Annotated in this window: 19 protein-coding genes; 6 read left to right on the plus strand and 13 right to left on the minus strand. The window is 50.0% G+C overall.

Annotated elements, in window-relative coordinates; translation table 11 throughout:
• Positions 1-134: 134 nt before the first annotated feature.
• Together KQJ23_RS07615 and KQJ23_RS07620 are read left to right on the plus strand one after the other, a co-directional pair.
• The gene (locus KQJ23_RS07615) at positions 135-1,046 is read left to right on the plus strand and encodes an ABC transporter ATP-binding protein (RefSeq protein ID WP_216478256.1); all 912 of its coding nucleotides are present in this window, start codon (positions 135-137) and stop codon (positions 1,044-1,046) included.
• A complete protein-coding gene (locus KQJ23_RS07620) occupies positions 1,039-2,646 on the plus strand; it encodes an ABC transporter permease (RefSeq protein WP_216478257.1) in 1,608 nt (535 codons plus the stop codon). Before KQJ23_RS07615 ends, KQJ23_RS07620 begins: the two co-directional genes overlap by 8 nt.
• A 122-nt stretch (positions 2,647-2,768) precedes the next feature.
• Here KQJ23_RS07620 and KQJ23_RS07625 read toward each other — a convergent pair whose 3' ends face one another.
• The 5 genes from KQJ23_RS07625 to KQJ23_RS07645 all read right to left on the minus strand — a co-directional run bounded on the left by KQJ23_RS07625 (position 2,769) and on the right by KQJ23_RS07645 (position 6,773).
• Positions 2,769-3,137, minus strand: coding sequence for an MmcQ/YjbR family DNA-binding protein (locus KQJ23_RS07625; RefSeq protein ID WP_216478258.1), 369 nt, complete (start codon positions 3,135-3,137; stop codon positions 2,769-2,771).
• 36 nt (positions 3,138-3,173) lie between these two features.
• Complete coding sequence (locus tag KQJ23_RS07630) at positions 3,174-3,929, minus strand: aminoglycoside 6-adenylyltransferase (protein WP_216478259.1); 756 nt, start codon at positions 3,927-3,929, stop codon at positions 3,174-3,176.
• A gap of 126 nt (positions 3,930-4,055) precedes the next feature.
• A complete protein-coding gene (locus tag KQJ23_RS07635) occupies positions 4,056-4,895 on the minus strand; it encodes a dihydrodipicolinate synthase family protein (protein WP_216478260.1) in 840 nt (279 codons plus the stop codon).
• 80 nt (positions 4,896-4,975) lie between these two features.
• Positions 4,976-6,079 carry a PRK06851 family protein gene (locus tag KQJ23_RS07640; protein ID WP_216478261.1) on the minus strand — a complete coding sequence of 368 codons (1,104 nt, stop codon included), beginning with the start codon at positions 6,077-6,079 and terminating at the stop codon, positions 4,976-4,978.
• Between the two features lie 73 nt (positions 6,080-6,152).
• Positions 6,153-6,773 (minus strand): LysE/ArgO family amino acid transporter, encoded by a 621-nt coding sequence (locus tag KQJ23_RS07645; RefSeq protein WP_216478262.1) that lies wholly within the window; start codon positions 6,771-6,773, stop codon positions 6,153-6,155.
• Positions 6,774-6,874: 101 nt separating this feature from the next.
• Between KQJ23_RS07645 and KQJ23_RS07650 the strand changes: the two genes are divergently transcribed.
• Positions 6,875-8,290 (plus strand): aminotransferase-like domain-containing protein, encoded by a 1,416-nt coding sequence (locus tag KQJ23_RS07650; protein ID WP_216478263.1) that lies wholly within the window; start codon positions 6,875-6,877, stop codon positions 8,288-8,290.
• 140 nt (positions 8,291-8,430) lie between these two features.
• On the opposite strand, the gene KQJ23_RS07655 is transcribed toward KQJ23_RS07650, so the two are convergent.
• Both KQJ23_RS07655 and uxuA read right to left on the minus strand, forming a co-directional pair.
• Positions 8,431-10,041 (minus strand): mannitol dehydrogenase family protein, encoded by a 1,611-nt coding sequence (locus KQJ23_RS07655; protein WP_216478264.1) that lies wholly within the window; start codon positions 10,039-10,041, stop codon positions 8,431-8,433.
• Positions 10,042-11,118, minus strand: coding sequence for a mannonate dehydratase (gene uxuA, locus KQJ23_RS07660; protein WP_216478265.1), 1,077 nt, complete (start codon positions 11,116-11,118; stop codon positions 10,042-10,044).
• Between the two features lie 200 nt (positions 11,119-11,318).
• On the opposite strand from uxuA, the gene KQJ23_RS07665 reads away from it, so the two are divergent.
• A complete protein-coding gene (locus KQJ23_RS07665) occupies positions 11,319-11,972 on the plus strand; it encodes a GntR family transcriptional regulator (RefSeq protein ID WP_216478266.1) in 654 nt (217 codons plus the stop codon).
• 86 nt (positions 11,973-12,058) lie between these two features.
• On the opposite strand, the gene KQJ23_RS07670 is transcribed toward KQJ23_RS07665, so the two are convergent.
• From KQJ23_RS07670 to KQJ23_RS07685, 4 genes are all read right to left on the minus strand, one after another.
• The gene (locus KQJ23_RS07670; RefSeq protein ID WP_216478267.1) at positions 12,059-13,690 is read right to left on the minus strand and encodes a glycoside hydrolase family 13 protein; all 1,632 of its coding nucleotides are present in this window, start codon (positions 13,688-13,690) and stop codon (positions 12,059-12,061) included.
• 161 nt (positions 13,691-13,851) lie between these two features.
• The gene (locus tag KQJ23_RS07675; protein ID WP_216478268.1) at positions 13,852-14,709 is read right to left on the minus strand and encodes a carbohydrate ABC transporter permease; all 858 of its coding nucleotides are present in this window, start codon (positions 14,707-14,709) and stop codon (positions 13,852-13,854) included.
• 3 nt (positions 14,710-14,712) lie between these two features.
• Positions 14,713-15,687: a carbohydrate ABC transporter permease gene (locus KQJ23_RS07680; protein WP_216478269.1), complete on the minus strand. Its 975-nt coding sequence runs from the start codon at positions 15,685-15,687 to the stop codon at positions 14,713-14,715.
• A 62-nt stretch (positions 15,688-15,749) separates the two neighbouring features.
• Positions 15,750-17,162 carry an ABC transporter substrate-binding protein gene (locus KQJ23_RS07685; protein WP_249529588.1) on the minus strand — a complete coding sequence of 471 codons (1,413 nt, stop codon included), beginning with the start codon at positions 17,160-17,162 and terminating at the stop codon, positions 15,750-15,752.
• A gap of 120 nt (positions 17,163-17,282) precedes the next feature.
• Between KQJ23_RS07685 and KQJ23_RS07690 the strand changes: the two genes are divergently transcribed.
• The gene (locus KQJ23_RS07690; protein ID WP_216478270.1) at positions 17,283-17,495 is read left to right on the plus strand and encodes a hypothetical protein; all 213 of its coding nucleotides are present in this window, start codon (positions 17,283-17,285) and stop codon (positions 17,493-17,495) included.
• Between the two features lie 242 nt (positions 17,496-17,737).
• On the opposite strand, the gene KQJ23_RS07695 is transcribed toward KQJ23_RS07690, so the two are convergent.
• Complete coding sequence (locus tag KQJ23_RS07695) at positions 17,738-20,842, minus strand: glycoside hydrolase family 2 TIM barrel-domain containing protein (protein ID WP_216478271.1); 3,105 nt, start codon at positions 20,840-20,842, stop codon at positions 17,738-17,740.
• 133 nt (positions 20,843-20,975) lie between these two features.
• Here KQJ23_RS07695 and KQJ23_RS24090 point away from each other — a divergent pair, with 133 nt between their 5' ends.
• Entirely contained in the window at positions 20,976-21,836 is an 861-nt protein-coding gene (locus KQJ23_RS24090) for a helix-turn-helix domain-containing protein (RefSeq protein ID WP_216478272.1), read from the plus strand.
• 84 nt (positions 21,837-21,920) lie between these two features.
• On the opposite strand, the gene KQJ23_RS07705 is transcribed toward KQJ23_RS24090, so the two are convergent.
• On the minus strand, positions 21,921-22,784 hold the full coding sequence (locus KQJ23_RS07705; protein ID WP_216478273.1) for a carbohydrate ABC transporter permease: 864 nt from the start codon (positions 22,782-22,784) through the stop codon (positions 21,921-21,923).
• Positions 22,785-22,788 lie beyond the last annotated feature (4 nt).

Here is a 22,788-nt window from a genome sequence, read left to right on the forward strand (position 1 = left end):
CCCTCCAACTTTATTATAGCCATTTTTTGAACTTCCTCAATGATTTTAGTTCAAAAGTATTGCATAACCATTAAAATCGCAGTATATTATGAACCATAAACGTTATTTGGGTTCAAAATTTAGGAGGGAATCGGATGGATACAATTGTTACGATCCGTGGTTTGTCGAAGAGATTTGGCACTTTCTCAGCTTTGAAAAATGTCAACTTGGATATTCGGGCAGGTGAAGTGCTGGGCTTCATCGGACCTAACGGAGCGGGAAAATCGACGACAATCCGTCTATTGCTTGGGATCCTGAAGCCTTCATCCGGCACGGCAAAAATATTCGGAGAGGATGTATGGAGCCGCGCCGTCGAGATCCATCGCCGTATTGCTTATGTCCCCGGCGATGTAAACCTCTGGCCTAACCTGACCGGAGGCGAAATTATCGATCTCTTTATAAAGCTGCAAGGCAGCGGAGATGTTGCCCGCCGGGACGAACTGATAGGTCGGTTCGAGCTTGATCCGTCCAAGAAGAGCCGGACCTACTCCAAGGGCAACCGCCAAAAGGTTGCCCTCATTGCAGCATTTGCTTCCGACGCGGATTTGTTCATTCTGGATGAACCGACTTCCGGACTTGATCCTTTAATGGAACGGGTATTCCAGGAATGTGTGGAGGAGATCAAAGCCAAGGGCAAAAGCGTTCTATTATCGAGCCACATTCTGTCCGAGGTGGAGCGCCTGTGCGATCGCGTAGCCATCATCCGCGAGGGAGAGATTATCGAGACCGGAACTTTGGAAGAATTGCGCCATTTGACCCGCAGCCTCTTTCAGGTGGAAACCCGCATTCCGGCTGACCGTCTATCTACATTTCCCGGTGTGCACGATCTTGAGCAGACTGAACGCAAGGCGGTATTCCAGGTCGATTCCGAACAGGTCGGCGTAGTGTTGGAGTATTTAACAGGCCTCGGAGTTATGAAGCTGGAGAGCATGCCGCCGACACTGGAGGATCTGTTCATGCGACATTATGAGAAGCAAGGCGGAAGGCAAGGTGCATCCCATGCCTAAGCTCTTTGCCTCAAGCATGCGGCTCCTTCGCTTCCAGCTTCGGCAAGACTGGCTCAAGCTCATGCTCTGGATTGCCGGGATCTCCTTATTCTCCATTGCCGTCGGTTATAGCCTTCCCGGCTTATTTCCTACGTCAGCCGAGCGGCAGGCGATCGCCGAGACGATGCGCAATCCCGCGATGATCGCCATCATCGGCCCTAGCGGGGCTCTGGACCATTATTCGATCGGAGCGATGTTCAGCCATGAGATGCTGTTATTTACCGCTCTGGCCGTCGCCGTGATGAATATAATGCTCGTGACAGGGCATACCCGAGGCGATGAAGAAGAAGGCCGCCTGGAAATGCTGAGATCCATGCCAGTCGGCAAATTGGCAGTCCTGAGCGCAACATTTATGGAGATGCTTCTTGCCAATGGCCTCTTGGCTCTGATTCACGGCATCGGACTTGGAGCCCTCGGGCTTGAATCCATGTCCGTAGCCGGATCCATGCTCTATGGCGTTTCTCTTGGTGTCGTCGGAATCGCTTTCGCAGCTTCTTCCGCACTCTTCGCACAGCTGGCTGCTTCCAGCCGGGGGGCTATCAGTCTATCGCTCGCCTTCTTGGGTGCCAACTATATGCTCCGAGCCGTCACCGATGTCAGCGCGCCTGAATTTTCCTGGCTATCACCACTAGCCTGGGGCTATCTGACCGAGCCTTACGTAAAAAACAGCTGGTTACCGGCGCTCATCGGGCTTCTCTATTGCGGGGGAATACTGAGTGCAGCTTTCCGGCTGAACCACTTGCGCGATCTGGGCGCCGGATTTCTTCCGCAGCGCGGAGGCCGGGCCCATGCCAAGCCATCCCTTCTCTCCCCGCACGGTCTGGCGCTTCGTCTTCTGAAGGCAACGCTGATCAGCTGGATCATCGCCTTGTTCGTTATCGGGATCACTTACGGCTCGGTATTCGGAGATCTGGACAGCTTCTTTGAGGGCAATGAGTCACTGGAGCTGATGCTCCCCAAGGACAGTACCTATACGCTTACGGAGCAGTTTATGAGCGTATTGATGGTGATCCTTGCCGTAGCGGGCACAATTCCGGTACTCACCGCCATATTCCAGTTGAGGGGAGAAGAAAAGAAGGGGCGCATGGATGCCATTTATGCTGCAGCGGTGTCCCGGAAACGCATGTATTTCACTTATATTGCCATCGGAGCCGGGATAGGAATCGTCTCTATGTTCGCCTCCGCGCTTGGGCTGTATCTTGCCCAGGCAGCCGTCATGGAAACTCCGATCGATCTCGGAACGATTCTGCTGGCCGCATTGGCTTATGTTCCCGCACTCTTATTCATGCTTAGTATCGGCAGTCTGCTCGTGGGCGCCCTGCCTAGATGGACCGGAATCGGCTGGCTCTATCTGGTTTATTGCTTTATTGTTGATTATATGGGGGGCCTCTTGCAGCTTCCGGAGTGGATGAAGAAGCTGACCGTCTTCAACCATGTACCGAAATTGCCGGTTGAATCCTTACATTGGGGACCGCCGCTGATTACGGCGGTGCTGGCGGCAGGAATCTGCCTTGCAGGCGCTGCATTCTATCGAAGAAGAGATATCATCGAGAATCGATAATATATTTTATACACGAAGCAGGCAGCCGTTCTCTTGGTAAGAACGCTGCCTGTTTTTCTCATTATGAAAGTCCCTTTGAAGCATATACTCGATCTTACCTTGATCCGTTTACCGTAATCTCCTCATTTACCGTCGATACGAAGCAAGATAGCCTCTCGCGCTGCTCTTGTGAGTGAGTTAAGCACCAGCTCATAAGAGTGATCGATCATGTCCTGCAGATCGCTCATAGGAAGACTCCCATCCACTGCTACGGTATTCCAGTGTGTCTTGTTTAAATGATATCCCGGCTGAACGCAAGGATGCTGCTCCCGCAAATTCGCGGCAATGACTGGATCGCATTTTAAGGATATTCGGGTCTCTCCCTCAACGGTCCGACTCAGCAGCGCAAACATTTTACCGCCAACCTTCAATACAACCGTTTCGGGACCAAACGGATAATCCTCGACAGCCCCTTTTTTCGAAAGACCATAACCGGTCAACTGTGAATGCAATACTATCTCTCCCTCCTCAAAATTCTATACAAAAGCTTAGGCTTTCTTCCTGAGCCGCAGCCATAAAGGCTCGATCTTGCCGCGGCCCATCGCCTTCGCAAACATCCATTCACTTTCAGCATCAATCATATCCATCAGTTGGTCCGCAGCAGTAGAATGATCCTCTATAGTTAACCGATTCATCACCGGCTTGAGCTCCTCCAAGATGACCCGCGGCAGGCTGTCCTGTAGTGTTTTCATCCCCAAATTAGCCTGTTCCGGCACATAGCGGTGCAGCAGCACCTTAGAGAAGTGCGTAAGAACTTGATGGAGAAGATGCACGCACCAGATATCATTTTGCCGTTTCGCACTCAGCTTGTACTGATAAATAAACCATACCGTATCATCGACATCGGCTTGGAAATCTTCCTCTCGGAGCGTCAAGCTCGTGTCCATCTGCAGTCCGCTCAGCCGGTTAAGCGGATCATATAGAATCTTGATGGCATCTTTCTTGCTGATCTCATCGAAGGTAACGGTGAACAGATCAATATGTACCATATTCTCGAATACACCCAGAATTTGCGGGGCGATAATATAGATATCATCCACAAAGATCAGTGGCTGATAAGCCTCCAGATGATTTATCCGTGACGGCAAAAAGGAAGGCACATCCCTAACCGCGCAATACATATCGATATCTGAATAGGCATCATGCTCGTCCCGGGCTATGGAGCCTCTCAGAAACACCGCCTCTACGTTTGGATCCTTTTTCAGACTATCCAAGATCTTGTCCATTGCGACTTGCAGTTCCACTGCCATCATCTCCCGGCCACATTTACTTGCTTCAATCTAATGATTCTATTATAAACGCAGCCGTAACACAGACAAGCCCGCTGTCCCCTAAAAGGATAGCAGGCTCGAAGTCCGGTACTCAGGTTTTTAGAGGCAGTTGTCGATACTGTTGCCTAGCGGGCTTCGGCAAATCCCCATGAAGATGCCCTTGGATTGGATTGCCGCCTTCAAATAAAGGAGCGGAGTCCCCGAGAAGACCTCATCAATCTGCCTGCTCATTCGCTCCCTCTCAGCCTGGGAAACGGGCTCGCCGGAAAGCAGCTTTCCGAACCAATTTGTTATTTCAACAGGATATAAATTACCCGCCATAGAGGACAGACGATTAAATCCAAGCTTGACCTTGTCCTCCAAGCCCGTATCCCCACCGGCATAATAGTAAAACGCCTTATCGATCCTGCTTCGTAAAAGCTCGACCTTCGACGGATCGCCTGCTTCTTTTATTCCAATTACCTGTTCTAAGCGGCTTAATTGCAAAATAGCATCCACCGACAGATCAAATCCGGTTCTTCTGGGATTATTATAGAGGATCACCGGCTTATTGCTTGCTTCCGCAATCTTTTCCGAATATCGCACCGCTTCTGCTTGAGAAGGAAGAATATAGGGCGGGTATCCTAATAGAATTCCAGCCACTCCTGTACCTCGGATCGCTGCTGCCAGCTTCACAGCTTCGGTCTCCCGAATGGAGGCGACCCCGAATATGATCTCCATGTGATCACACAGCTTCTGGTCCTCCGTCACAGCTTGAAGCAGCATCAGCTTTTCTTCAAGATTCATACTATGCTGTTCTCCTGTCGAGCCGCTAACAAGCACAGACTGAGCACCTTGACGACGTAAATCATGGATATGCGCGAGTGTTGCCCCCACATTTAACGATTCATCCTGGTTGAAAGCGGTTGGAACTGCGATATGCACCACTGCGTTAAGCATAGTCGGCCTCCTTTATCTCTAACATGTCTTCTTCAACATATCAGAATCCGGACGGAACGAAAAGCTCAAAGAAAGAAGTCTCAGGAAGGCAACCTGTCAGCCCAAGCCGCCAATTCGTCCCGGAGTCTATTGCCCAGCAGATCGACTTTGGAGAAGTCCATCGCGGACACGTAAATCCCCTCCAACTCGTCGCGGTACCGCTTCGCTTCCGCAAGATGACTTATAGCATCCTTCATGCTTGCTTTATACTGGGAGCCCACTTCCGCAAGCTGCCCAGCATAACGTTCATCCGTTCCCGGCTTCACGCTGGCAGCATAAGTATCAATGATCTCGTCTCCTTCCCGCTCCGGAAAGTATTCATGCGGACTGGTGCTGTCAAAAATCGTGAAATTCAGTTCGCGGACAATGACCATATCCAGGCTGTTCGGATCAAATCCGCAATGATAGATTTCAACGTCAAAGCCGCGGCTCTCCGCCTCCGCTGCAATCTTCTTCAGCATGGTCGATTTGCCAGTGCCTGCCCGGCCTTTTATAAAGTAACGGTGCGCTAATCCTTCCGTCAGATTCGGTACGAAGTCAACCGCCCCGGCAGGCGTAGCCGCCCCCAGAAACCGATGCTTGACGATCGGGCTCTTCTCAAGCCGATGATCTCCAAACAATTGTACCAGCATGCGATGGGTCAATTGATCCGCCTGCTCAAAATCCATCTGGGCATAATAAATCTGCTCCCATTGGTCATGAATTCGGAGTGCCTCGGCGAACTTGCTGTAAGCAGATGCATAGGCATCGGCAACTTGTTGATTGATCAGAAGAATCTCTTCCTTCTGGCCGATCAAAGCGCGGGAATCCCATGCTTCTCCGAGATTCACATACTCTTCAACAGCTCCCGGGGCCTTCGGCTCAATCACATGAGGCGCCGTACCGTCCACAACGCCGACTCCTAATGCCGGAATGATCACTGCGTCAAGAGATTCGGCGTCGGAGGAGCAGTGAATCAGCTCAACATCATAGCCCCGCTCATGCCATTCCTTGCCAATGCTCTTCATCAGCGTGGACTTCCCGGTTCCGGGACCTCCCTTCAAAATAAATAACCGCTGGAGATCCTTCAGATTGGATTCAAACAAAGAGTAGAAGCCCCGTGCCGTATTCCCGCCAGCAAAATATCTCAATTCTCTTGCAGTCACAAACCCACTTCCTTTCCCGATTCTTCCCTGAATACTGTCACCTTACAATATGCGTCAGCAATTAGGGAGGTGCCTATAGGGAGAGAGATGTCCACAGCGATACCAGCAAGTATAGCGCCGTTCCCCAGATAAAGACGGCAGAGCACTTGTTGAACAGCACAAACATGCTGTAAGGGAGATTCATCTTCTTGAACGCAGCCCCCGTTACAATGAGTCCAAAAAACCAGAGCCAAGAGACGGTTATGCATGCCAGCATAAAGGACACTTGGGCCTGGCCGCTGTATTGGACTGCACTTGTTCCGATGACGCCAATCGTATCCAGCAGCGCATGCGGATTCAAGATCGAGACGGAGCAGGCGAATAGAATCTGCTTCTTCAGCGGCAGCGCCTCTTTATTATCCAGACTAGTCACCGCAGTTGAACTCCAAATCATTGTCCCCATATAAAGCAGAAATATAATTCCGCCAATAAGCAGCATAAGCCTGAGCCACTCAAACTGCGTCACTACAAGGGATAGTCCCGTTACAGACAGGACAATTAATACCGTATCGCAGACCGCTGCGGCGATCATTGCCGGGAATGCCTTGATCAGTCTGGGTTGCGTGATGCCTTGCGAGAATACAAACACATTTTGTACACCTAAAGGTAAAATCAGTCCTAGCGCTAAAATCAGTCCATGGACTACCGGTTCCATTCTCTCAACTCCTTCCTTCTCTATCATAGTCATGGTATAACTAGAGAACAGGTCCAATTGGATGGGTAAATATCCAACCAATTATGCAAGGAGGGATCGCTATGAACTGGCAGCCTGACCGCTCGCTGCCCCTAAGCTTAACTGCGCAAATCAAGGATTGGATGATCGAAAAAATTCAAAGCGGGGAATGGCCGGCTGGAACCAAGCTGCCTCCGCAGCGTAAGCTTGCGCTATCGCTAGGCGTCAATCGCAGCACGCTTCAAGAAGCAATCGACGAGTTGAAGGCGGACGGATTGCTGAGTTCCCGGACAGGATCGGCTACCTTTGTTGCCAATGATTCCTGGTATCTTCTCGTTAAGCAAAAGCTGCCGAATTGGCAGCAATATATTGAAGCAAGCATTCATAAATCCAATTATCAGACCATCCAGCTGATCAACGAATTCGAGCAGGACGCTTCCATAATTCGATTAGGAACAGGCGAGTTGAGTCCTTCCCTGCTCCCGGTTAACGAGCTTCAAGCATCCCTCGGCTCACTGCCCCTGGACGGAAAGATGCTCGGATATTCCTCTCCTCAAGGCAGCGAAACTTTGAGACAAGCCATCTGTGACTATGTGAAAAAGAGAGGGATCACTACCGCGCCCGAAAATATTTGCGTTGTCTCTGGAGGACTTCAAGCCTTGCAGTTGATTGCGCTCGGCCTGCTGGAACCCGGATCGCTCGTCCTTCAACACGAATATTCTTATTTGAATTCCGTGCGCCCCTTTCAATCCTTCGGCATGAATCTGCACGGGCTTTCGGCAGATCAATATACGGCCGAGCATATCCGGGGGATTCGCAGACGCAGACAAGCCATCCTTTATACCATTCCAACCCTCCATAATCCCACAGGCGAATGCATGACATGGGAGGATAAAAACACCTTATACCAGCTATGCGAAGCGGAAAAGCTGCCCGTCATCGAGGATGACGTCTATTGCGAGTTGAGCTTCGGTCCCGCAGCCCCCGCTATAAAATCCCTCGACCAATCCGGGCAGGTGATCTACATCGGCAGTGTGTCCAAGACCCTAAGCCCCGGGCTTCGGATCGGATGGGTTATCGCCTCGGCACCGGTCATTCAGCGAATCTCGGATATTAAAATGCAGATGGACTACGGCTCGAGCGCCCTTTCCCAGCTCGTTGTCGAGCACTGGCTGCGCACCGGCTTATATGAAAATCATGTTCGGCAATTAAGAGCTGAGCTGCAGTCGCGTGCAGAACTTATGGAGCATTTGCTAAAGCAATATTTTGATAGCAGGGCTTCCTGGGAAAGTCCGCAGGGAGGATTCTACATCTGGTTGAGATTTCATCAACCTGTCATTACGAAGGAACTGTTCATGCGGCTTCTGAAAAAGAAGGTGCTTATTCATCCCGGTTATATTTACGGGGCACAGGATGCCCACCATCTTCGGCTATCCTTCGCCTACAGCTCGGAGGAGGAGTTAAGGAAGGGGATGGAGGTGCTGTATCGCGAGATTTGATCCTAGTGAAAAGGGTGTCCCCCCATCGACGATGGATTTTGGGACACCCTCAGCTATCCGCAGCATTTGCGGTCACAGCTATATTCGATTCACACGTTGCTTCATCACACACAATCATCAATTCAATTTAGATGAAGCCGTTAAATCACATACTTTTCCAATGTGCCCCGTACGGCCCCAGGGCCTGACAGCATCTCATGGAACATTGCCTCAATCTTCCCGCCAAGGCCAATCTCATATAATTGCACACCGAATAGCCGGGCATCTTCCAGAATATGACGAACCCCTGGCGCATGCGCATCTCCCAGCCGAACGCCGTGCAAATGATCTTGCAGAGATTCAAGCAGAGGATCCGGACTAAGCGCAAACGGCTGCCCCTCATCATCCACCCCGAGCAAATAACGGCACCAGGCAGCAATCGCCAGCGGAATAGCCGTTAATCCGGCAGGGTCCAGGTCTGCTCTTCGCACATAAGCTTTGAGGGTCTCCCCGAAGCGGATGCCTACCTTTTGCGAGGTGTCCGTGGCAATCCGCTGGGGCGTATCCGGAATATACGGATTCGCGAACCGCTCTTGCAATACCTCATCAAGAAATGCCTTTGGATTAATGATACCGGGGTCTACCACGACCGGCAGCCCTTCCTCGTAGCCGATGATTTCAACAAACCGCCGCAGCACGGGGTCTCTCATCTCATCCGCAATCAACGTATAGCCTAGCAGGCAGCCCGTAACGGCAAGTGCGGTATGCAGAGGATTGAGGCATGTAGTAACTTTCATCGTCTCGATCTTGTTAACGGTGTCCCGATCGGTGAAAATGATTCCCGCCTCTTCCAAGGCCGGACGCCCGTTTGTAAACTTGTCCTCGATGACCAAATATTCGCTGATCTCTGCATTCACAAACGGAGCGGTGTACGTATGCTTGGACGTGACGATAAGCTCCATCCCGGACAAGCCTGCCTCCTTCAGTGCCGATTGGACCTGTTCGGAGGGCCGTGGTGTAATCTTGTCGATCATGGACAGCGGGAATGTAATTTTTCGTTCATTCTCCAAATAAGGCACGAAGCCTTCTTCCACCAGGCCCTTGGCAGCCCAGGCCTTGGCGACAGCAAGCACACTGTCCCTCAGCTTGTCACCATTATGGGAACAGTTGTCCATACTTACGAAGGTCATCGGGTATTGCCCTTTGAGATAACGGCGGTAAGCCAGCGAAGTGACAATGCTCATGACATGGATCGGCCCTTCAGGACCAGTCACTAAATCCTTCTCCACAATACCCGTGTATTTGCCATCCGGTCCAGTCAGGGAGTAGCCCTTCTCCGTAATTGTGAAGCTGGCCATTTGCAGACTTGGATTCTCGAACGCCTCAATCAGGCGGCGATAATCCTCCGGACGTTCCTTTCCCACGGCAAGCCCCTCTACAATACTCCCGACTACATTCTTTCTAAACTCTCCTTTTGCATTCATCAGGACCAGTAATGTCAGGTTATCATAAGGCTTATAGACCTTGTCGATCATTTCGAAATCGAAGGTCTCTGCCGCCATGATACCCGTATTTGCCTTTCCGGCGTTAAGCAGCTTCTGATGGGCGTTGGCCACAAAGCCGCGAAAAATGTTGCCTGCTCCAAAATGCACCCACTGCGGATTGACTTGTGTATTCTTTGCAACGACGTCCAAATCAAATTGCGGCAATCCGACTCCGGCAGCCGCCCATGCTGCCTCATCCGCGATCCCCTTACGATTAAGCTGCAGCATTCACTTCACTCCTTTTACATTTTCCAGACTGTCCCAGACACCAAGCAGATACATAATTCCCATGGCCCGGTCATACAGGCCATATCCCGGCCGGCAATTCTTCTCTTCGCCCCATAAATGTCTGCCGTGATCCGGACGCACATATCCCCGGAATCCATTCTCGTGGTAGGCCTTAACAACCTCAGCCACATCCACACTTCCGTCTTGTCCGCGATGAGACACCTCAATGAAGTCCCCGTTCTCGAACACCTTGACATTACGGATATGAGCAAAATAGATACGGTCATGGAACTCCCGAATCATGGCCGGCAAATCATTCTCCGGATTTGTGCCTAGTGAACCCGTGCAGAAGGTCAGCCCATTATACGGACTATCAACCATGTCAAGTAAGCGCCGAATGGTGTCCCGACTGCGGATGATCCGCGGCAAGCCGAAGATCGGCCAGGCCGGGTCGTCAGGATGAATCGCCATCTTGATATCCACTTCTTCACAGACAGGAATGATACGCTCCAGAAAATACTTCAGATTATCAAACAGCTTCTCTTCCGATACATCTGCATAGGCTGCAAACAGGTCGTCCAGCTTCTCCAGCCGCTCCGGCTCCCAGCCAGGCATGGTGAAATTGCCCGCCCCCTTGAGGATTTTATCGACCATACTGCGGGGGTCGTCAACAATGGCAGCCTTTTCATAAAACAGAGCATTAGACCCGTCCGGCAGCTCCTTGTACAGCTCGGTTCTTGTCCAGTCGAACACAGGCATGAAATTATAACAAATGACCTTTACGCCTACTTTAGCTAATTTTCGGATGGTATCGATATAGATATCGATGTATTTATCACGGGATGGAAGGCCGATTTTAATATCGTCATGAACATTCACGCTCTCTACAACCGCCGTACTGAAGCCTTTGCTTGTAATCTGATCAGCAACCTTTTGAATTTCTTTCATTTCCCACACTTCTCCGGCGACCTTGTGATGCAACGACCACACGATACCCATTACACCCGGAATTTGCCGGATATGATCCAACGTAATATTGTCGTTCCCTTCCCCATACCATCTCCAAGTCATATTCATAACTGAGCCCTCCAAGTATTAGTCTCGACATCTTGTATACAAGATTTTTCTTGATCATAAGGGAAGGAAATTCATTTGTCAACCGCTTAAAATGGCGATTTCAATTAATATATCAAGTGAATTTCTTTACAAAGGGTTTGACCCTTATCGAACAAGTTGTATACTAGTGTTAGTTCATTTAATGCGAAAGTAGGAATGGAATGTACACGAAAGAAGAAATCATGAAGCTGTTGAAGACCGATATATTATCGTTAAAGTTAAAACCTGGAACTATCCTGAGTGAAACTACACTCGCTGATCAATTCCAATTATCAAGAACGCCTTTGCGCGATGTATTGAAGCAACTATCCCTGGAGTCCTATATCGATGTCTATCCTAAGAAAGGGAACTTCGTCTCTCACATAGACCTGGATTCCGTCGAGCAAATGATTTATTTGCGAAGCGCGCTGGAGAAAGAGATCCTGAAGGACCTGACCTCCAAACTGTCACTGAACGATACCCGAGAATTAAAAGAAATTTTAGACAAGCAGAGGTTGCTGATTGAGGATGAAGAAGCTACAGACCTATTTCTTGCGCTGGATGACCAGTTTCACCGCACTTTATTCAAAGTGGCGGGCCGCGAGTTTCTATGGAATTTAATCCAGCAGTCCAACGTGCACTATGTCCGTTACCGCAAGCTGCACATGCTGGAAAGAGGGAAGCTGCTGCAGATTTGGGGCGAGCATCAATCCATGCTGGAGTATATTGCGAACAAAAATACAGAAGAGATCGACGCCCTGGTGCGGCATCACCTTAGAGATGATATGAATTCCCTGGAGTTTCTCGACAAATACTCCGATTACATCAAGAAGTGACTGCCACAATGTTAATTCTATATGACAAGCCGGATTAAAAAACCGGGCAATTCAGCACTTTCTCCTGAATTGCCCGGTTCCTTTTTTTAAGCAAGCTTCGTTACAAACGCCTCATAAGGCTGCAACTTCAGCTGTTGGAAATCTACGGTATCTCTCGCATAGTTGCCGATGATGAATTCGCTGACCTGACCGATCCCCGGCATTTCCAGCATAACTGGTGCGGGACTAAAGTTGGCGGTAACCAGCCAGGTCTCGTCTTTATAGCGGCGGAAGTACATAAACATTTCCTCGGGAACGTCCTCCACCAGTTCAAACTCACCCCATACCACGATCGGGTTATTTTTCCGCAGCTCAATCAGTTTGCGGTAGCAGTGAAAGACCGAATCGGGATCGGCAAGACTCTCTTCTACATTGATCTCCGCATAATTGGGATTCACGTGCAGCCAAGGCTGTCCGGTCGTAAATCCAGCGTTCGGCGTCACATCCCACTGCATCGGAGTTCGCGCATTATCTCTCCCCTTGGCATTAATCGAAGCGATAATGTCTTCCTTGGCATAGCCCTGGGCAAGACGCTCATGATACATATTGACCGTCTCAATGTCTTGCGCCTCGCTGATATCATCAATCGGATAATTCGTCATTCCGATCTCTTCGCCCTGATAAATATAAGGCGTCCCCTTCATCAAATGAAGCAAAATCGCAAACATCTTCGCGCTCTCCACCCGGTACTTGCCGTCGTCCCCCCAGCGGGATACGATTCTCGGAAGATCATGGTTATTCCAGAACAGGCTGTTCCAGCCTTCATTTCCCAGCTCGATCTGCCACTTGGCCAGTACCTGCTTCAATTCATGGACGGACAAAGGCTTCAAATCCCACTTGTCCTTCCCTTCCTGCTGATCCAGTCCGATATGCTCGAACTGGAATACCATCGACAGCTCATTCCTGTCCGGATTGGAGTATAGCTTCGCCACTTCCGGCGTTGCTCCCCAGGTCTCTCCCACTGTCAAGACATCATGCTTGCCGAAGGTCTCCCGATGCATCTCCTGAAGGTATTCGTGAAGCTTCGGCCCATTTCCCGTAATCTCCTGATCGGGAATCTTGCCGACCAGATCGATGACGTCCATGCGGAAGCCGCCAACGCCTTTATCCAGCCAGAAATTCATCATGTCCCAGACTTCCTGCCGGACTTTAGGGTGCTCCCAGTTCAGATCAGGCTGCCTGCGGCTGAATAGATGCAGATAATATTGGCCGCTTGCCTCATCGAACTCCCAGGCCGGACCGCTGAATGTGGAGCGCAGCGAATTGGGAACCCCGCCGTTCACCGGATCGCGCCAAATATAGTAGTCCCGGTAAGGATTGTCTTTCCCTTGACGGGCTTCGATGAACCAGGGATGTTCATCCGAGGTATGGTTCACAACCAGATCCATAATGATTCGAATGTTGCGAAGCTTGGCCTTCTCAATGAGCTCATCCATGTCGGCCATCGTTCCGAATTCGGTCATAATATCCTTATAGTCGCTAATGTCATAGCCGTTATCGTCATTGGGAGACCTGTATACCGGGCTGAGCCATATCGCCGTAATGCCAAGCTGCTCCAGATAGTCCAGACGATTGATCATTCCCCGAAGATCACCGATCCCGTCGCCATCGCTGTCCTGGAAGCTGCGGGGGTAAACCTGATAGATGACGGCTGTCTGCCACCATTTCGTACTGTTCATAGGTATCACTCCTGTTCGCTATATTTTACTACGACCATGGACCGGATTTCCAGGCAAGGCAAAAGGGACCGCCGCAAGGCAAAAGGGACCGCCGCAAGGCAGCCCCTAGCAAGGGTCGTTCATTATAGTAAGCCAGTACGGCGCTATTCACAATAATGTCGCTACTCCTTAACGCCCCCAAGCGCAACGCCTGCGATAATATACCGGGACAGCAGGAAATAAACCACGAATAGCGGCAAGGCCGTCAGGGCCAGCCCCATGTAGATCGAGCCGAATTCTGTCTTGTAAATATCGCCGCGCAGCAAGCTTACCATGATCGGCATGGTATATTTTTCCTTCTGAGTTAAGAGAATCAATGGCATGAACAGGTTGTTCCAGTTCGCTACAAAGGCAAAGATCGCCTGCGTTGCGACCGCCGGCATCATCAATGGCAGAATGATCCGGTTAAACGTCTTGAACTCGCTGGAGCCGTCCACCCGGGATGCCTCCACGATCTCCAATGACAGTGTAGCCAACAGGTATTGCCGCATGAAGAACACAACCGCCGGAGCCGCAATGGCGGGCAGGATCAGCGGAAGAAAGCTGTTCGTCCAGCCCAGTTTGTACATGAATTGATAGAAGCCGATCGCGCTGGCCTGGGAAGGAATCATCATGACGCACATGATGAACGTAAAGAACGGCTTGCGCAGCTTCCAGTCATAGGTCACCAATCCGTAAGCGGCCAGTGACGAGAAATATACCGTCAGAATGGTTGCCGAACCCGAGATAACGAAAGAATTCATAAAGCCTTGAATCGGATCAAAGCTCTTATCAAGCAGCACCTGAAGGTTATTCATAAAATGAGTCGAAGGCAGCAGGGAGAGACCGCTTTGAATTTCTGCCGTGGATCGCGTAGCGTTGACGAACATAATCCAGAACGGGAGAATACTGAGGAGCGACAGCAGGATACAGATGATATAGATGATCGTCCGGCTGAATTTCAGGCCGAAGGCTCCTCCGCTTTTCAGTTGTTTATCCATGTGTTACACCTCTCTCTCGACTGCTGTTGCTTTAAGCGATTTTTTGTATAGTTTTTCCGCTTTCTTTACTTTCGCCGCATCGCGGTCCCGCATCACGTAGAACAGAACAGCAGAGAGCGCTGCAGCAATCAGGAACAGGATCATACTTGCCGCTGCTGCGCGGTTGTACAGGTAACTTCCCTTGAAGGCTTGCCCGTAGATGAACATCGACGTTGTCAATGTGGCATCATCCGGTCCGCCCAGAAGGAACAGCTGCGGAATATCGAACATGGTCAGACCGCCGATCATCGACGTAATCAGGGTAAACAGCAGGATCGTGCGAAGACTCGGCAATGTAATCCGGAAGAAGGTCTGCCATCCGTTGGCTCCGTCGATCGCCGCGGATTCGAAAAGTGCCGGGTTAATCCCCATCACGCCTGCAACAAGAATGATCATGGTATTGCCATACCACATCCAGAATTGGATGAACGCCACGATTCCCCGTGCGGTCGTCTTATCCTGGAGAAAGAAGATCGGTCCGTCAGACAATCCCAGCATTTGAATTAAACTGTTGATTGGCCCCATCGGATAGGCGAACATTGTGCTGAACAGAATGGCGATTGTACTGGCCGTAATAATGTTCGGCATATATAACAGTACCTTGAACGCGCCTTGCCCCCTGATATTTAGCCGCTTGTTCGTGAACCATGCCGTAAGCAGCAGCGCGAGTGTAATCTGAGGAACGAAGTTGACGATCCAGAGGAGCCCCGTGTTTAACAGGGACTTTTTAAAGGACGCATTTTCAAAGATAAGATCCTTGAAATTTTGAAACGGGTTATCCAGAATATGAATCGGCTTTGGAATAAGTCCCTTCATATCGGTAAACCCGATGACTGCGGTATATAGGATTGGGTATAACGAAAAAATCAAAAATGCCAAGACGAACGGAAAGGTAAAAATATAGCCGTACTTCGAGTAGTTCACACCTTTGCGGCGCATGCTCTCACCCCAATTGTTGATATGAAGAGGCGGGGTTGCTCCCCCGCCCCTTCTATTCTTAATTATTCGCTGCCAATATCAAGCTGGTCCTTGACCTGCTGCTTGAAGGTAGCAATCGCATCATCGCGGCTCTTGTTGCCTGCGGTGTACTCGCGTACCTGATCCCGCCACAATCTGTTGATCGTCTCATCATATTGCGTCAGGTTCTTACCGGAAGCGTTCGCATTGGCCGGTACGAAAATATCGAACATATTTTGTCCGCCGAGCAGCGGAACCTCACCATTGGAATTGCTCATCACCACGGAGGAGGCAACACTGTCCTTCGTGCCTTGCTCGCCATCCTTCATCGTTCCGTTTGCCCAGAAGTATTGAAGGCCAGTCTCGGAGGAATCAAGCGTTACCCAGTTGATGAAGTCGGCAACCGCCTGCTTCTTGGCTTCGTCCTTCGTTACGTCTTTATGGGCGAGAAGCCAGGTACCGCCCCAGAAGAAGCCTGTCGGCGGCTCGGTAACAGCCCAGTCACCATCCGTGTCTTTTACTTGACCGTTCATAACATAGTTAATCAGCCATGCCGGACCGAAGAATCCGAAGATCGGTTGGGCACCCGACCCGGACATATCCGCATACCAAGCTTCCGTCCAGTCTTGCGTATCGTTATGGTAGCCGTTATCCTTCAACTTCTTGGAGAGATCAAGGAACTCTTCGCGCTTCGGATCAATATGAAGCTTACCGTCAACGATCCAGCCTTTCTCCGAACTGTTCTCGATGGCATGCCAGATATCGCCGTCACCGGATACAATGCCGTAGCCTTTGGCTTTCAGCATGGCGGCTGCTTCGTAGAACTTTTCCCAGCCTGGACCAATTTCGCTCTTTATCGTAGCAGGATCATCCGTACCGAACACATCCTGGGCAATCGAGCGGCGATAGATAAAGGCTCCGCCAGTCGCCTGGTAGCCGAGGCCTTTCAATTGACCGTCTTTGCTGCCGATATCCACGGAATACTGTGCGATGCCTGCATCCTTCACTTTTTGGTCATCCAGACCAAGGTCCGCATAGTTCGCGGCATAGTCGGATGCATCGCCCTGGGTATACTTCAGGACGAATGCGGCTTCAGCTGCGTAAATGTCCGGAGCATCCTTGCCGCCAGCAGCAAGCGCCTGGTCAAGAGCCGGTTGATAAGCACCGTCCGTTGTTGCAATGATCGTAGTCTTGAACTCTACATTCGCTTCCGGATGGACTTCCAAATATTTTGTCGTCATGTTCGGAATTTCGTCTGTAAAGCTCCAGAGATTAATGGTAACCTTCTCGCCGCTCGTGTTGGACGGCGTCTCGGCCGCGTTGTTCGTCGATGGGGCTGGAGTGGAATTCGAGCCGGACGAGCTGGAGTTGTCTCCGCACGCCGCAAGCAGCGATGTCATCATGAGAATTGCTGAAATTCCGGCTATTACACGTTTCATACCTTTCATACGTTTCATACTTTGCCTCCCCCTATTTATTGAATCTTCGGTTTTTTGTAACCGCATACATATTATAAATCCGGTAATATGCAGGCATAAGGAGACAGGTATTGGATATAATTCTACTTTTATTAGATTGTGAGCGAGGCGAAAATTTTAATGCAGAATGTCACTATAATTGCTGATGCGAGGGCTCGTGCGGCGATTTTAATGCAGAATGTCACTATAATTGCTGATGGGAGGGCTCGTGCGGCGATTTTAATGCAGAATGTCACTATAATTGCCGATGGGAGGGCTCGTGCGGCGATTTTAATGCAGAATGTCACTAAAATTACTGATGTGGGTGACTAAAAAGCTTCGAGGCTTGCCAAAAGTAAGTTTGGAGGTCGGTTGGCTTTCACTCGCTCATAATTTAATCAAAAAAGCCGCGGTGGACGCAAGAAACCAAGGGGACTAAGCATGAGAAATCCCCTTGGTTTCTATATGTTTATATGAATATCAGTCTATTTCGTTATTAAGGATGACTGAATTTTACTTTTGAGACACCCTCTTCTCGATGAAAGAAAGCTGCTCAATACATGAATCATGGCCTGCTACAAAAACTCCAGTGTCATGCTGTACGTATAGATGCCTTTCTTAATTTTGTATTCGTCATGAATCGTCTTGGTCCAACCGTTATCTCCGCCCAGGCCGGCATGCTTGTGATCGAGATTCAAGTACACCCTATCGGAGAGGCCTAACTCCTCCGCATAAGACGCGCTGTCAATCTGATCTACGCTGTGCCGGTGAATATCAAAATGGAAATGACCCGCCGCGGCTACTTTAACCTTCCGGCCATCTAACGAGGATACATATAAATAACGTACGTCTTCCATGCCGCCGCATTCCACCGGAAGAATATAAGGAACATACTGCTGATCGACCGTGCTCTCATAAAGCCCGATCAGCGCTGACGTCTTGCGGTCCGTATAGTTCTCCCATGGGCCGCGCCCATACCATTGAATCTGATTCCAGCCCTCTGAAAATGCGAAACTCAGACCGATTCGCGGAATTGAATCGACCTTGGCATTATTCACCACGGTATTGGTGATCTCGATCCCTTTTCCGCCCACCGCATAGCTTGTTATTGTTTCAATGCAACCATGGTAAAGACTGCGCACCTCGATAGTCACGCAAGCGGATGCTGCATATACCCGGATATGCTGGATGTCTTTTTGCCGATGATGAAGCCCGATTCCTCTCCATTCATCTGCATAGTTTGGGGACTCCAGATGGATTCCGGCATCGATCCCTGTAGGTGGACGGTAAAACTGATTGGCACCGCCTGTGAAGTAACTCTGATTCTTATAACGCACTACGGTGAACTCTGCCGTGCTTTTCGAGAAGGCAACTTCCAGATGCTCATTGTGAATCAGCACTTGCTGCTCCGTCTCCTCGCAGGTCAAGCTGCCTTGCTCAATCTCTCCGGTATGAAGACGACGGACCGAATCCTTGATCTCGAACTGGCAGGCATAAATACGGGAGCCCCTATCTGCATAAAATATGTCTTCGTCCAGAAGCGCATAAAAATTAAGAAATGCTTCCCCGTTCACTTTGGAGTAATCATAAGGCGGTTCAATCCATTCTGTTGCCCCGGGCGGTGTGTTGAATTTAGGGAAGCTCCCGCCATCAACAACCGTCCCGTCGCATACCAATTCCCAACAGATATTCAGATGCCTAAGATCCCGATGCGTGTAATGATTGAATAGCCGATACTTTTTTGTGCCTTGAGGATCATATGGCGACTCGAAATCATCAATCAGGAGCGGCGAATGCACATTCCTGATTTCATAAGCTGCAGGCTTCGGCGTCAAGTCCGGGAAAACAATGCCGTTCAGACACATATCCAGCGCCGGGTCCACGATTTCTTCGCCAAAAGCTCCGCCATAGACATATTTCATGCTGCCGTCTTGAGCCGTTTTAACGAGTGCTTTATCCTGGAAATCCCAAATGAATCCTCCCTGGAAGCGAGGAAACTTATGAATGAGATCCCAGAATTCCTTAAAGTTCCCGTTGCTGTTGCTCTTTGCGTATGCGTATTCACACATGATGAAGGGCCTCAAGTCCTCGCTGTTAGCCATGATATCCAGAATCCAATCCTTGGGAGGATACATCGGCGCGATGATATCCGAGACATTGGCCGGCGGATTTCCAGATTCATACTGGACATATCGGGTCTTGTCATATTCCTTGATCCAGCCGTACATGGCCGCATGATTGGCGCCATATCCTGATTCATTGCCGAGAGACCACAAAATAATCGACGGATGATTCTTGTCCCGAAGCACCATTCGGGCCGCCCGCTCCATATAAGCATGAGTCCACACCGGCGATTCGCTCAATTGGCCGCCGATCCCATGGGTTTCGAGATTCGTCTCGTCCACCAAATAGATGCCCAACTCGTCGCAGAGGTCGTACCATTCGATTGCATGAGGATAGTGACTGGTTCGGACAGCATTGATATTCAGCGATTTCATCAGCTTGATTTGCTCTCGCATATAGTCGGTTGACACTGTACGCCCGGTTTCCGGGCAAAAAGCATGCAGGTTCACGCCCCGAATCAGGAGGCGCTTGCCATTGATCTTAAGGATTCCGTTACCGTCGATTTGGACCTCGCGGAAGCCAACATTTGCGCTCTCGATATCGACGATGTTACCGTCCTTGTCGATCATCTCCAACACCAATTTATAAAGATAGGGCGTCTCGTCGCTCCATAAATGGGGCTTAGAAACAGCCTGCTGGACCTTCGCCACGTATTTCTCTTGCAGATAGAATCCACAATCTCCGAATGTCGGCGTTTCAAACTGCGTAACCAGCATAAAGTCGGCGTCGTAAAGCGAAAGGCGCACATATGCTTCCCCGTAGCGGTCCGCCTGGTTGTTAGGATAGACCTTTACAACTAATTCAGCTTGCTCATAATTTCCCGAAAAAAGCGTTTCGATCTTATAATCCTGGATGCGCATGCGCGGCTTGGCGTAAAGCGATACATCCCTAAAAATCCCGGAAAGATGCCAATAGTCTTGATCCTCCAGATACGTACCGGCTCCGAAGCGCATCACCTGAACGGCTACCCGGTTTTGTCCCTGTTGAAGGTAATCCGTAATTTCGAAGGCCGCATTAAGCTTGCTGTCCTGCGAAAAACCCGCCCATTTCCCGTTAATCCACAGATAGAAGCAAGATTCCACGCCACCGAAGTCTATGAAGACGTCACGGCCAATAAAGTCCTCAGGCAGTTCAAAGCCCCGGACATAGCATCCGGTAAGATTACCATCCTCCGGAACAAAGGGCGGATTCAGGACGAACTCATCCTTCTTGAGCCGAATTTCATGACGGGAATTCTCCCCCTTCTTGCCAAAGGGATACAAAATGTTCGTATATACCGGTGTACCATAGCCTGACAGCTCCCAATTTGACGGAACGGAAATCGAATCCCAACCGGACACGTCATATTCCGGACAATAGAAATCATCGGTTACCCGATCCGGAGAAGGGTAGAGCTTAAACTTCCAAGAGCCATTCAGGTATTTCATGTATTTAGAGCTGCTGCGATCCCCTTGAAGAGCTTGTTCTACAGATTCGTATACTCCATAAGGCTCGTGCATGGGCGTCCGGTTCACTTGCGTAATTTGCGGGTTCTCCCATTCGCGATTCAGCTTCATTTCCTGGAATCACACTCCTTGTTCTATTTGGTGTTGATTCAATGTCCCACATCCTAATAATATAAGGGTATAGCGTGTCTTGAAATGTCAGTAATGGTATTTCATTTATCCATTTTGGTAGGAGTGGTTCTCAGTGAATTACGAAGAGATCAAGGAAAACGATGTCGTCTACCGGTGCATCGGCGACAATTTTGATCAAGGCATTTTATCCTGCGGCTTTATGCGAAAAAGAACCGCCGAACGCTCTCAGTATGATTTCAAAATCGGGTACTATAGCTGTGTTTTGATCCTGCAAGGAAGCGGACGTTACCTATCCGAGGACGGCACAGTGACGCCCATGCAAGCCGGCGATCTGGTCCAACGGTTCCCCGAGCGGTTGCACTCCACCGAAATCGAACCGGATGGGACCTGGATTGAGTTCTACATCAGCGTCGGGCATCCTGTGTACGACTACTTGACATCGTTGGGACTTCTCAGGACCGACAAAGAGGTACAAGTGACAACACAGCATCCTGGCGATGTTGTTCAGGATTTCGCAGGGTTGCTTAACTCCCTTAAGGAGGCAACCGAGGCAAGCCTCCCCTATCTTCTAATGAGGGCCCAGGAGCTCCTGATCCGGCTGCATGGCAGCGTCCAAAGTCCGCCAAGCGATCCCCATGAAGCGATAATAGCTAAGGCCTGCCAGCTCATTAGCGGGTCTAACGATATCCATTTCGAGATGAAAGAAGCAGCAGCCGTACTGAATATGGGTTACGAAAATTTCAGGAAGCTGTTCAAGCGGATTACGGGGATCTCCCCCCAGCGCTACCACACCGGGCAACTGATGAAGCAGGCCAAAATGATGCTGCTCTCCGGGCTCACCATTAAGCATGTTGCCTTAAGTCTGGGCTATGGCGATATTTATTCCTTTACGAAGCAATTCACGAAGTCGGAGGGGATGCCGCCGGGACGGTATGTGCGCAGCCGTCAGCGGGACAATACAAAACGGCCTTAGTCCAACATGAGGGACCAAGGCCGCTGTTCAAATAAATGATGCTGCTGTGCGAGCAATTGAAGCTCCTGCTCCATAGGCTGGCAATCAGCCTTTTACGGCGCCTTCAATCATCCCTGCGATTAATTGCTTCTGGAAGATCAGGACGATAATCAGCAGCGGTACGACACTGATCACCGAACCGGCCATAATCAGATGATATGGCGTATTGTTGCTGTCCTCCAGCGCTTTAAGCGCAACGGACAAGGTCATGTTCTCCTGGGAACGGAGAATGACCGAGGGCCACAGAAAGTTATTCCATTGCTTGACGAACAAGATAATCCCCAATCCGGCAAAACCGGATTTCAGGTTAGGCAATACGATCCGCCGGAATAGCTTAAATTCGGTGCAGCCGTCAATGCGGGCCGCCTCCAACATCTCTTCCGGAAGCGCCGAACAGTACTGGCGCATAAAGAAGATGCCAAATGCGTTCGCTAAATCCGGCAGGATGACGCCCCAAATATTATCAATAAGGCCCATTCCTTTATATATGGAGAACAAAGGAACCATGGTCGCTTCATGCGGGATCATGAGGGAAGCCAGGACCATAATGAACAGGAAGTTCTTCCCCTTGAAATGATATTTGGCAAATGCGAAACCGGCCAAGCTGCAGAAAACGAGGGCAACTACCGTAGAAGTGGTTGCGAGCAGGAAGCTGTTCCAGGTTATGATGCCGAACTTGCGGTTAACAAATAGCTCAGTGAAGTTCTCCCAATGAAATACCTTGGGTACCCACATCGGCGGATTGACGAAAATCTCGCTGATATCCTTGAGCGAAGAGCTGAATAGCCAGAACAAGGGAAACATGGTCGCAAGAGAGACCAGGGTCATGATGATAAAGGTAGTTACGGACAGGATTCCGCGCTTCCCCTCGTGATGCTTCACATGCTGCAATTTCATCGCTTTTTCCATCTCA

Source organism: Paenibacillus brevis, assembly GCF_018919145.1.
Lineage (GTDB): Bacteria > Bacillota > Bacilli > Paenibacillales > Paenibacillaceae > Fontibacillus > Fontibacillus brevis.